Here is an 11,896-nt window from a genome sequence, read left to right on the forward strand (position 1 = left end):
CGAACCCGTACGGCCCTTTTACAATATCGCTGTTCCCTGCACGGTTTTTAACCGATGCAGCCATAACAATATGCCTCTAAGGAGTTTTAGCGTGATTAGCGTTTTCGACATGTTTAAGATCGGCATCGGCCCGTCCAGCTCTCATACGGTTGGACCGATGAAAGCCGGCAAACAGTTTGTCGACGATCTGGTAAATAAAGGCCTGATGCCTTCTATCACGCGTGTTGCCGTAGACGTTTACGGCTCACTCTCATTGACCGGTAAAGGTCACCATACCGATATCGCTATCATCCTCGGCCTGGCAGGCAACATGCCGGATACCGTTGATATCGATAGCATCCCGGGTTTTATTCGCGATGTAGAACAACGTCAAAGACTGATGCTGGCCAGCGGCCTGCATGAGGTAGATTTCCCGCGTGACGGCGGCATGGTGTTCCGCAGCGATAACCTGCCGCTGCATGAGAACGGCATGCAAATCCACGCCTTCGCCGGGGATAAACAAGTTTACAGCAAGACTTACTATTCTATCGGCGGTGGTTTTATCGTCGATGAAGAGAATTTCGGCAAAACCGATGCGCATGAATTGAGCGTTCCTTACCCGTTCAATTTTGCGCGTGAAATGCTGGAGCATTGTCGTGAAACCGGCCTGTCGCTGTCCGGCATGGTGATGCAGAACGAACTGGCGCTGCACAGCAAGCAGGAGATCGAAACCTACTTCGGCAATATCTGGCAGACCATGCGCGCCTGTATCGACCGTGGCCTGAACACCGAAGGCGTGCTGCCTGGTCCGCTGCGCGTACCGCGTCGTGCTTCCGCATTACGTCGCCTGCTGGTCTCTTCCGACAAATTGTCCAGCGATCCGATGAACGTCATTGACTGGGTCAATATGTTCGCGCTGGCGGTCAACGAAGAGAACGCCGCCGGTGGCCGCGTGGTCACCGCCCCGACCAACGGCGCCTGCGGCATCGTACCGGCCGTGCTGGCTTACTATGACCACTTTATCGAATCCGTCAGCCCGGATATTTACATCCGTTACTTTATGGCAGCGGGCGCGGTCGGTGCTCTGTACAAAATGAACGCGTCTATCTCTGGCGCCGAAGTGGGCTGCCAGGGCGAAGTCGGCGTGGCCTGTTCCATGGCAGCGGCCGGTTTGGCCGAACTGCTGGGCGGCAGCCCAGAACAGGTTTGCATCGCGGCGGAAATCGGCATGGAGCACAACCTGGGGCTAACCTGTGACCCGGTTGCCGGTCAGGTTCAGGTGCCTTGCATCGAGCGTAATGCCATTGCTTCGGTGAAGGCGATCAACTCGGCGCGCATGGCGCTGCGCCGTACCAGTGAGCCTCGCGTGTCACTGGATAAGGTGATCGAGACCATGTATGAAACCGGTAAAGACATGAACGCTAAATACCGAGAAACCTCGCGTGGCGGTCTGGCAATAAAAGTGCAGTGCGATTAACCCCAAACCCCGCCTTTATGGCGGGGTTTTTCTTGCCAGAATTTGTTGATAATCAAATCGCTAACGCCAATTAAGTGACAATGTCACAGTAAAATATGTCGGCAACGTCACATCGATCCTGCGGTTAACCCACAATTTCCCCCTCTGTTTCGCCAAATTTAAATAATTTACTGGGTTACCATCACTCTTGTATAACGACAGGCTAGAATTAGCCGAGTATCATTTTGGACTGTTTGGCCTGACGGTGATTCTGGGCTGGCTTACCGAACAAGGATTTAGCGATGTTGATGACCCAACTTACCGTGACCAAATACCGCTATTACCGTTGGCTGCTAGCCGGGGCGGTCGGGTTGGCTATTCTACTGTTGTCGCTTTACACCCGCTACTATCAGGAAATCGGCACCATCGAACACAATCGACAGGTGCTTGCCAATCGCACCGTCGCCAAGATCAACAATCTGCTGCTGCCGGCTGAGCAACAGGCCAAACGCTCCATGCCCCTGCTGACCTCCACTTGTGAAACCGTCATGCCCACACTGCGCTTTCGCGCCGCGCAAAACCAGGCGCTTCGGGCAATGCTGCTGGTCAAGGATGGTGTTATTTACTGTTCCAGCCTGTTTGGTTCCCGCAAGTATGTTTTCAGCGCTATTTTGCCCGCAATAGCAAACGATGGCGCGAAGCTGGCGCTGCGCCCTTCGCTGTCGGTCGCCAAAGGCGTCCCCACCCTGATCATGTGGACGCCAGAGGCGGATAATGATCGCCGTAACGGCGTCTTGCACGTCTTTAATATTGAACTGCTGGCAAACTTTCTGCTCGAGCCTCAGGAACCCTATGCGCAGCGGGTGGTGCTGAACGTCGGAGATTACAGTTTGGAATACGGTCGCCGCGAGATCCTGCGCAGCGATAGCCTGATAACCGATTTGCGCTATACCGCGAAATCTACGCAATACCCGTTCTCTGTCTCGCTGTTCGGTCCTCAGGCCGGCATGCTGGCGCTGGCGGCACTGCCGCGCCATGTTCCGCTGTCGTTGTTGATCAGCCTGCTGGCAGCCTACGTGGTGTACCTGCTCACCGCGAATCGCATGAGCCTTTCGTACCATATAGGACATGCCATTTCTCATCGCGAATTCCGCGTTTACTGTCAGCCGATCATCAACGCTGAAACCGGTCGCTGCGTTGGGGTTGAAACCCTGCTACGCTGGAAAAACAAACGCCAGGGCTGGATCTCCCCCGACGTGTTCATCCCGTTGGCGGAACAGCATGGGTTAATCATTCCCCTGACCCGCTACCTGATAAGCACCGTAGTGGAAAATCTGCAGTTATTCCCGCCGCGTCCGTCGTTTTATATCAGCATCAACGTCGCCGCGGAGCATTTCAACGCGGTGACCATCATCGATGACATTCGCCGTCTGTGGCTGCCTGCCGAACCGATGCCGTCGCTGATGCTGGAGCTGACCGAACGCACCGCGCTGTCAGAAATTCAGTATGAGCAAATCAAAACGCTGAAGGAGATGGGCATTATGCTGGCGATCGATGACTTTGGCACCGGGCACAGCTCGCTCAGCTACCTGAAAAAACTCAGCCCGGACGTGTTGAAGATCGATCGCGGGTTTACCGCCGCCATCGGTACCGATGCCATTAACGCCACGGTCACCGATACCATTATTACGTTGGCACAGCGCCTGAAATTGAAACTGGTGGCTGAAGGGGTAGAAACCGCCGAACAGGTTGAATATTTGCGCTCGCACGACGTGAATGCCCTGCAAGGCTTCTATTTTGCCAAGCCAATGCCAATCCATGTTTTCCCGCTGTGGCTACAGCAGTACGAATCGCGGTTACGGACGGGGAATCAGCGGGAAGAGCAAAAGGCAGGGCTGGAAAAAAAACCGGAGGCATGATGCCTCCGGCTTCTGTTACTGATGTTCCTCGTCGTGAGGCTCCACTTTGGTGATGCGCACCAGCTCAATGCGGTACTCTGACACCTCAATGACTTCGAAGCGCAGCCGGTTAAGCTCCACCACGTCCCCCACCACCGGCATTTGGCCGTAATGGGCCAGCAGGAACCCAGCCAAGGTGGCGTAATCTGCCGTCGGGCTGACCAGATCTTCGCAGTTTAGCGCCTGCTCCAGCGAGTGCATATCGGCACCGCCTTTTACCAGCCAGCTGTCGGCTTCCACCACGATATCCGGCGTCTCATCCTCATCGGGGAACTCACCGGCAATGGCTTCCAGCACGTCCAAAGGCGTCACCAGCCCCTGCACGACGCCGAACTCATTGGTGACCACCACCAGTCGCCCCTTGGCGCGACGCAGCACTGCCAACAGATTAATCACGTCCATGGTTTCCGGCACCACGATCGGCGGTGTGCGCGCGGCAAACTCGGCGATGTCTTCGCCCCGTTCTACCGCCACCAGCAGATCCTTGGCACGCACCACGCCGATAATTTCATCCAACGAGTCACGACAAACCGGGAACAGGCTGTGTGGAGTATCCAACAGCTGTTCGCGCACCTCTTCACGGGAACGATCGCAATCCACCCATGAAATTTCGGTACGCGGTGTCATCACGCTACGCAGTGAACGCGAGGCCAGCGTCAACACGCCGCTGATCATATAGCGCTCTTCTTCCGCGAAGGTTTCATTCACCGGCAACGGTGCCGCTTCATCCGTCTGCTGCGCACGCTGTTGCCCCATCAGACGCATAATCGCCTCGGCGGTGCGTTCACGCATCGGGCGATGGGCCTGGTGCTTGATAAAGTTACGTCGCGCGATTTGGTTAAACAGCTCAATCAGGATCGAGAAGCCAATCGCAGCGTACAGATAGCCTTTCGGAATATGCATGCCAAAGCCTTCGGCGATCAGGCTCAAGCCGATCATCAACAGGAAGCTCAGACACAGCACCACAATAGTCGGGTGCGCATTCACGAAGTTAGTCAGCGGTTTGGAGGCCACCAACATCACCACCATAGCGATAACCACGGCGGTCATCATCACCGGCAGGTCGTTCACCATCCCCACGGCGGTAATCACCGCGTCGAGCGAGAACACTGCGTCAAGGATCACAATTTGCACCACCACCGCCCAGAACTTGGCGTAACCGCGGTTGGCACCATCCTGATGCGTCTGCCCTTCCAGCCGTTCGTGCAATTCCATGGTGGCCTTGAACAACAGGAAAACACCACCGAACAGCAGGATCAGATCGCGGCCGGAGAAGCTGAAGTCCGCGACGCTAAACAGCGGCGTGGTCAGCGTAACCATCCAGGAAATCACCGACAACAGGCCCAGACGCATAAACAGCGCCAGCGACAATCCGAGGATACGCGCTTTATCACGCTGCTTCGGCGGCAGCTTATCGGCCAAAATGGCGATAAACACCAGGTTGTCGATACCCAGTACAATTTCCAACACGACAAGTGTCAGTAACCCAGCCCAAATTGAGGGGTCCATTAAAAATTCCATATCAGACTCCGAAAAAAAGACAGGATTGCCGAGCGGTGCTCAGGCGTGAGAATGCCGACGCAGGATTAGCGCTGACAACAACAGCAAGATAACGGGATTGTAGTACCGGGGAATGGCCGAGCGGCCGTGTGATGTTTGCAACGCCAGCAGGTGGCGGGTGGAACCTTGAAAAACAGTAACTTCGGTGACAGTCCATAGGGTGGGCTGAGGCCCTTCACTCCTAAATATGAAAGAGGAAATACTCTAGCAGGAAATTTTTAGCCGGCAAAGAAGCTTTTTTACCTTCTGCATTCTCTTGTAACAGCTCTGTTGTTTAATTCCTCAAACGCTGCGTTAGGACTTATCCGAGCGCTCAATAACAGAGCAACGTCACAAAATTTATTTTTTCACTCACTAAAATAAATGGCGCTAACGTGGAACAACGCGCACAGGCATTTGAAACTGCGCGAGAAATGTTAAGAGCGGGTTTCCAGATTTCTACCATAATGTATCTGAACCGCGGAAGTGACTGCCAGGAAGCAAATGAACTAAAGACCGACACAATCCGTGCACGAAGTTCAATGAGGAGGTAGCGAGTGGCAATAGCTATTATCATCGGCACACACGGGACCGCAGCGGAACAATTGCTGAAAACGACGGAGATGCTATTGGGCGAACAGGACAACGTCGCTTTTATAGATTTCGTCCCCGGAGAAAATGCCGAAACGTTAATCGAGAAATACAACGGGAAAATCAGCGGACTCGACACCAGCGGTGGCGTCCTGTTCCTGGTCGATACCTGGGGCGGCAGCCCGTTCAATGCGGCCAGCCGCATCGCCGTCGATAAAGAAAATTATGAGGTCGTCACCGGGGTTAACATTCCCATGCTGGTGGAAACCTTCATGGCACGAGACGACAACCCCAGCTTCGACGAATTGGTCGCCCTGGCGTTGGAAACCGGCCGTGAGGGCGTGAAAGCGCTGAAAAAACCGGCAGAAGAGAGTGTTAAGCCCGCGGCACCGCAGAGTTCTCCCGCCGCCAAACCCGCTGCCCCACAAGCGCCGCTGGGGCCCAATGACCATATGAAAATCGGCCTGGCCCGTATCGATGACCGCCTGATCCACGGCCAGGTAGCGACCCGCTGGACCAAGGAAACCGACGTCAGCCGCATTATCGTGGTCAGCGACGAAGTTGCCGCCGACCACGTTCGCAAAACCTTGCTGACCCAGGTTGCCCCGCCGGGCGTCACCGCACACGTGGTTGACGTAGCGAAAGCCATTCGCGTGTGGAACAACCCGAAATACGCCGGCGATCGCGTGATGTTGCTGTTTACCAATCCGACCGACGTCTGGCGCCTGGTGGAAGCCGGTGTGGATATCAAGTCGGTGAATATCGGTGGCATGGCGTTCCGCCAGGGCAAAACGCAGGTGAACAATGCCGTGTCGGTTGACGAAAAAGATATCGAAGCGTTTAAGAAATTAAACGAGCGCGGTATTGAATTGGAAGTGCGTAAAGTCTCGTCCGACAGCCGGTTAAAAATGATGGACCTGATTAACAAACTCAATTAATGGCGACAGCCAGTAATTATTTTACTCAGAGATCTTTGGTCATAGGAGAAGTGCAATGGAGATTACCACTCTTCAGATTGTACTGATATTTATCGTTGCCTGTATCGCCGGGATGGGTTCCGTTCTCGACGAGTTTCAATTTCACCGTCCGCTGGTCGCCTGTACCCTGATCGGTTTTATCCTCGGTGACATGAAAACCGGTATCATCATCGGCGGTACGCTGGAGATGATCGCCCTGGGCTGGATGAACATCGGTGCGGCGGTTGCGCCAGATGCGGCATTGGCGTCCATTATTTCCACCATTTTGGTTATTGCCGGCGGACAAAGCGTCGGTGCCGGTATCGCCCTGGCCATCCCGCTGGCGGCAGCCGGACAAGTTCTGACCATCATCGTGCGTACCCTGACCGTCGCCTTCCAGCACGCTGCGGACAGCGCGGCAGAACGCGGCAGTTTACGCGCCATCACCTGGTTGCATATTTCCGCCCTGCTGTTGCAGGCGATGCGTATCGCTATCCCGGCGGTTATCGTCGCTATCTCGGTCGGCACTTCTGGCGTTCACGCGCTGCTTAACTCGATCCCGGAAGTCGTCACCAGCGGCCTGAACATCGCCGGCGGGATGATCGTGGTGGTCGGTTACGCCATGGTGATCAACATGATGCGTGCCGGTTATCTGATGCCATTCTTCTACCTCGGCTTCGTTACCGCCGCCTTCACCAACTTTAACCTGGTCGCGCTCGGCGTTATCGGCGTGGTGATGGCCGTGCTGTATATCCAGCTCAGCCCGAAATACAACAAGTCACAAGTTGTGCAAGCCGGCCCGGCTAACGCCAACGACCTCGATAACGAACTGGACTAGGAATAGGTGAGAGAAATGGTTGATACAACAGCTCAAAAGAAACTCACGCCAGCCGATATTCGCGGTGTGTTTATGCGTTCGAACCTGTTCCAGGGTTCATGGAACTTCGAACGTATGCAGGCGCTGGGTTTTTGCTTCTCCATGGTGCCGGTGATCCGTCGCCTTTACCCGGAAAATAACGACGATCGCAAACAAGCGATTAAACGCCATCTGGAGTTCTTCAACACCCACCCTTACGTGGCGGCGCCGGTGCTTGGCGTGACCATGGCAATGGAAGAGCAACGCGCTAACGGCGCGCCGATCGACGATGCGGCAATCAACGGCATCAAGGTCGGCTTGATGGGGCCTCTGGCCGGCGTAGGCGACCCGATTTTCTGGGGGACCGTTCGTCCGGTATTCGCCGCGCTTGGTGCCGGTATCGCCATGAGCGGCAGCCTGCTGGGTCCGATTTTATTCTTCGTCCTGTTCAACCTGGTGCGCCTGTTGACCCGCTATTACGGCGTGGCCTACGGCTACCGCAAAGGGGTGGATATCGTTAACGACATGGGCGGCGGCTTCCTGCAAAAACTGACGGAAGGAGCGTCGATTCTCGGCCTGTTTGTCATGGGGGCATTGGTTAACAAGTGGACGCACGTGAATATCCCGCTGGTGGTGTCTAAAATCACCGACCAGACCGGGCATACCACGGTGACCACGGTGCAGACTATCCTCGACCAGTTGATGCCGGGCCTGGTGCCGTTACTGCTGACCTTTGGCTGTATGTGGCTGCTGCGCAGGAAAGTGAATGCGCTGTGGATCATCATCGGCTTCTTCGCCATCGGTATCTTTGGTTACTGGGTTGGCCTGCTGGGCCTGTAAGACGATTATCAGCCGGGGGGAAACCCCCGGTTTTTTTATTTGTGGAGTTGAAAGATGTCGCTGACCGATGGCGTATTACTGATTTTCACCGCGCTGATGCTGGTGTATGCGATTTACGACGAATTCGGGATGAACCTGCTGAAGGGCAAAACGCTGCTCAAGGTACAGCTAAAACGACGTAACCGGATTGATTGTCTGATCTTTGTCGGTCTGATTGCCATTCTGATTTATCGTAATGTCACGACACAGGGTGCTGCATTAACCACCTATCTGCTTATTTCTTTAGCACTGATCGCCGTCTACATATCCTATATTCGCTGGCCCAAGATGTTGTTTAAAGCGCAGGGTTTCTTTTATGCCAATGCGTTTATCGAATATAACCGCATTAAGGCCATGAATTTATCCGAGGATGGCATTCTGGTCATCGATCTGGAGCGGCGCAGACTGCTGATTCAGGTCACGCAATTAGACGATCTGGAAAAAATATATCACTTTTTTGTTGAAAATCAGTGATTAAAAATAACCCCAACAGAACCTCTGTTCTCGCCATGCGCTGAATGTGGATAATTAATCACCAGCGCATAAGGCTACCTGATTATTATTTATGCAACATTATTGCACTCGCCTACATTATATTCCGTCTTGCATATTTCATTAATGAAAATAATTATCAATTCCAAATAAATATCCATGGGGAATAAGGGTTGTTGCCAACGGAAATAATATGGTATGGTTGCGCCGTCATTGGGGAGTAGCCGGTTTCTGGACAATTAAACGCCAGAAACGCCCGTATCAACATACTCGTTTTAATCATTAAAACGTGGTGCGGGCAGCCAGGTAAGGTTGGCGAGACCATAGACACGTAACTCCGTCGTATGGTTGGGGGTGGGTTACGTGTATATGGAGCCGCCCGGCCGAGGCTATTTTACATGAACTTGTCAGCTACACTCATTCTCGCTTTTGGCATGTCTATGGATGCGTTTGCCGCATCGATCGGCAAAGGTGCCAGCCTGCATCAGCCCCGCTTTCGTGAAGCGCTACGCACCGGACTCATCTTCGGCGTGGTTGAAGCCATTACGCCAATTATCGGTTGGGGCATCGGCCTGTTCGCCAGTCAATACATCATGGAGTGGGATCACTGGGTCGCCTTCTCGCTGCTGTTTATTCTCGGTATGCGCATGATTGTCGAAGGCGTCAGAAACCGCCCTGAAGAAGAAGAGAAAGTGAAGCGTCACGGATTCTGGCTGCTGGTGGCCACGGCTATCGCCACCAGTCTGGACGCGATGGCTATCGGCGTCGGCCTGGCCTTCCTACAGGTGAACATTGTGCACACCGCCATGGCGATCGGCATGGCCACCATGATTATGGCGACGCTGGGCATGATGATTGGCCGCTTTATTGGGCCATTACTCGGTAAACGTGCCGAGATCCTTGGCGGCGTGGTGCTGATCGCCATCGGCGTCAATATTCTGCTGGAGCATTTGGGCTACCTCGCCTGAACCGACAGCACCCAAAGAAAAACCTGCCAACGGCAGGTTTTTTGTTTCTGCCCACCTTAGTTGGTCAGGTCATCGCTGGCCCGCACACTGTCGGGCGGCATTAAGCATGCCGGCGGCGATAGAGCGCAATAACGAAATCTGTTTCGCAGAGGAAGGTCTCACTGGCACTCAGGCGCTGCTGGACCTCCGGAGAGGCCCGCCAGGCAAAAGGCGTCATCTGCAGCAGATTGGCCGCCTGCTCGCCCGGCAGCGTCATCGGGTAGGCCAGCGATTCGACCCGCTCACAGTCAAAGCCTGCGAACTGCTCATTCTGTTCAGCATGCAGTTGCACCTGCTGATAAACCTGCTCTTTTAACTGATACAGATGGCGTGGACCAGGCGATACAGTCACCACGACGCCACCGGGTTTCACCACCCGGGCCAGTTCTTCCGCCTTGCAGGGCGCATAAATACGCAGAATGGCGTCTAAAGATGCATCGGCGAACGGCAGACGATGGCTCGACGCTACGCAGAATGACACCGCAGGATAACGCTTGGCCGCATAGCGGATCGCCACCTTGGCGACATCCAGCCCATACAGGGTCATATTGCGTTGTTGCGTCAATCGGGCAGCCACTTCCGCCGTGTAGTACCCCTCGCCGCAGCCGATATCCAGCAGCGCCTGTGCGTCGGGTGCCAGCGCCTCATCCAACAGCTCGGCTACCCGCTGCTGCAAAGGCCGATAAAAACCGCCATCCAGGAACGCGCGCCGCGCCTGCATCATTTCCGTACTGTCGCCGGGTTGCTTCGAACGCTTGTGCTGTACCGGCAGCAGGTTGACGTAGCCCTCTTTGGCGCAGTCAAACTGATGGTTAGCGTCGCAACGCCATTGCGGTGAGGAAAAATGAAGCGGCTGATGGCACAGAGGGCACTGATAAGACATGGCTTGGGTTCCAGAGAGATACGGCGCGGCTAGTCTAAAGAAGGCTTCTGTGTGATGCAAGGCGCATCCCATGGGGGCTAGCCAAGCAGGAAAAAAACTGACTACACTGACGCTAAGTTTTCTGACGCAGGTAAAGACGTTTATGACCGACTATTCCCCGCTTCTCAACCGCGTTCCCGCTATTCGACACGGTTTCGGCAATAAGAGCGCGTTGCTGCCTGGGCATCTGCAGCCCTATCGCGCCACCTTGCCGGAAAAAAAACAGGTACACGGCACGCGCATTGTCGACGTAACGCAGGCAGCACAGGCGTGCGGTGAAGCCGATGGGTTCTATACCCGCCAGCCGGGCATTCTGCTCAGCGTGTTAACGGCAGACTGCCTGCCGGTGATTTTCAGCCGCCATGACGGCTCGGCCATTGCAGCCGTGCATGCCGGCTGGCGTGGGCTGCTGGATGGCGTTCTGGAGCAACTGGCGGCGCGTATCGCACAAGATGACTCAACCACCAACTGGGTCGCGTCCATCGGCCCTGCGGCCGGCCCATGCTGTTATGAGGTGAACGAAGAGCTGGTCGAACGGTTCAAACAGCAGTTGCCGCTGCCCGCCAGCTTAATCAGCCCCCACTATCGTCACCTGGATCTGGCCGCAATCGCCGAATCCAAACTTCGCGAGCTGGGGTTCGCCGCCGTGGACCGTGCCGGCAGTTGCACTATCTGCACGCCAAATACCGACCCGCTCCAGCCACAGCGCTTTAAATACACCAGCTATCGGCGCAACAGTCACCGTCGCGAACAGGATCCCACCCACCCGGGCATCACCGGACGCAACCAGTACGCGGCCATTATTATCACCGGCGAATAACAGAAACGAAAAAACCCGCACCAAGGCGGGTTTTTTGTACAGCTGACGCTGATTAGATTGCAGTAACGTTTACTGCAGATGGGCCTTTCTGGCCATCTTGGATTTCGAACTCAACGTTCTGGCCTTCAGCCAGGGTTTTGAAGCCGTTACCCTGGATTGCAGAGAAGTGTACGAACACGTCTTTGCTGCCGTCAGCTGGAGTGATGAAACCGAAACCTTTAGATTCGTTGAACCACTTAACTTGACCTTTGATCTTTGCCATCTTGAGTATTTCCTTTGGATTGTTTAAACCGCCCGTAGGCGTTACATAGACAAACTAGAGTCGTTACTGCTTGAGGCACTAAGATAAGGATCGGCAGAGAAGCGGTATTCAACGCTAACGTTTTTACTCAGAACTTCTTTACTGAAAATGCCACACATATACAGAACTGTACCTCGTTT

The 11,896-nt window shown here is 54.6% G+C and carries 12 protein-coding genes and 1 riboswitch; of the genes, 8 read left to right on the forward strand and 4 right to left on the reverse strand.

The genetic code is table 11. The features are described from left to right. Window positions 1–91 precede the first annotated feature (91 nt). Together sdaA and H0S68_RS13985 are read left to right on the forward strand one after the other, a co-directional pair. Window positions 92–1,456, forward strand: a complete 1,365-nt coding sequence (gene sdaA / locus H0S68_RS13980; protein ID WP_041414647.1) for an L-serine ammonia-lyase — start codon at window positions 92–94, stop codon at window positions 1,454–1,456. Between the two features lie 281 nt (window positions 1,457–1,737). Then, on the forward strand, window positions 1,738–3,354 hold the full coding sequence (locus H0S68_RS13985; protein WP_128864722.1) for an EAL domain-containing protein: 1,617 nt from the start codon (window positions 1,738–1,740) through the stop codon (window positions 3,352–3,354). Window positions 3,355–3,369: 15 nt separating this feature from the next. Here H0S68_RS13985 and H0S68_RS13990 read toward each other — a convergent pair whose 3' ends face one another. Further along, window positions 3,370–4,914 (reverse strand): TerC family protein, encoded by a 1,545-nt coding sequence (locus H0S68_RS13990; protein WP_046373328.1) that lies wholly within the window; start codon window positions 4,912–4,914, stop codon window positions 3,370–3,372. A gap of 575 nt (window positions 4,915–5,489) precedes the next feature. Here H0S68_RS13990 and manX point away from each other — a divergent pair. From manX to mntP, 5 genes are all read left to right on the forward strand, one after another. Continuing rightward, entirely contained in the window at window positions 5,490–6,461 is a 972-nt protein-coding gene (gene manX, locus H0S68_RS13995) for a PTS mannose transporter subunit IIAB (RefSeq protein WP_046373327.1), read from the forward strand. A gap of 55 nt (window positions 6,462–6,516) precedes the next feature. Beyond that, on the forward strand, window positions 6,517–7,317 hold the full coding sequence (locus tag H0S68_RS14000) for a PTS mannose/fructose/sorbose transporter subunit IIC (protein ID WP_017893113.1): 801 nt from the start codon (window positions 6,517–6,519) through the stop codon (window positions 7,315–7,317). A gap of 15 nt (window positions 7,318–7,332) precedes the next feature. After that, window positions 7,333–8,175 carry a PTS mannose transporter subunit IID gene (locus H0S68_RS14005; protein ID WP_012145539.1) on the forward strand — a complete coding sequence of 281 codons (843 nt, stop codon included), beginning with the start codon at window positions 7,333–7,335 and terminating at the stop codon, window positions 8,173–8,175. Window positions 8,176–8,229: 54 nt separating this feature from the next. Continuing rightward, on the forward strand, window positions 8,230–8,688 hold the full coding sequence (locus H0S68_RS14010) for a DUF986 family protein (RefSeq protein WP_020827301.1): 459 nt from the start codon (window positions 8,230–8,232) through the stop codon (window positions 8,686–8,688). 221 nt (window positions 8,689–8,909) lie between these two features. After that, window positions 8,910–9,097, forward strand: a riboswitch (yybP-ykoY riboswitch). A gap of 7 nt (window positions 9,098–9,104) precedes the next feature. Beyond that, the gene (gene mntP, locus H0S68_RS14015; RefSeq protein WP_041414651.1) at window positions 9,105–9,674 is read left to right on the forward strand and encodes a manganese efflux pump MntP; all 570 of its coding nucleotides are present in this window, start codon (window positions 9,105–9,107) and stop codon (window positions 9,672–9,674) included. Between the two features lie 100 nt (window positions 9,675–9,774). Here the strand turns inward: mntP and rlmA are convergent, their stop codons facing one another. Next, on the reverse strand, window positions 9,775–10,596 hold the full coding sequence (rlmA, locus tag H0S68_RS14020; protein WP_217331347.1) for a 23S rRNA (guanine(745)-N(1))-methyltransferase: 822 nt from the start codon (window positions 10,594–10,596) through the stop codon (window positions 9,775–9,777). 142 nt (window positions 10,597–10,738) lie between these two features. Between rlmA and pgeF the strand changes: the two genes are divergently transcribed. Then, entirely contained in the window at window positions 10,739–11,455 is a 717-nt protein-coding gene (gene pgeF / locus H0S68_RS14025; RefSeq protein ID WP_116928022.1) for a peptidoglycan editing factor PgeF, read from the forward strand. 52 nt (window positions 11,456–11,507) lie between these two features. Here the strand turns inward: pgeF and cspE are convergent, their stop codons facing one another. Then, complete coding sequence (gene cspE, locus H0S68_RS14030) at window positions 11,508–11,717, reverse strand: transcription antiterminator/RNA stability regulator CspE (protein ID WP_002221949.1); 210 nt, start codon at window positions 11,715–11,717, stop codon at window positions 11,508–11,510. Window positions 11,718–11,758: 41 nt separating this feature from the next. Then, on the reverse strand, window positions 11,759–11,875 hold the full coding sequence (locus tag H0S68_RS14035; RefSeq protein ID WP_071593021.1) for a DUF2627 domain-containing protein: 117 nt from the start codon (window positions 11,873–11,875) through the stop codon (window positions 11,759–11,761). Window positions 11,876–11,896: the final 21 nt, after the last annotated feature.

It is taken from the genome of Serratia sp. AXJ-M (assembly GCF_046531865.1).
GTDB lineage: Bacteria > Pseudomonadota > Gammaproteobacteria > Enterobacterales > Enterobacteriaceae > Serratia > Serratia liquefaciens.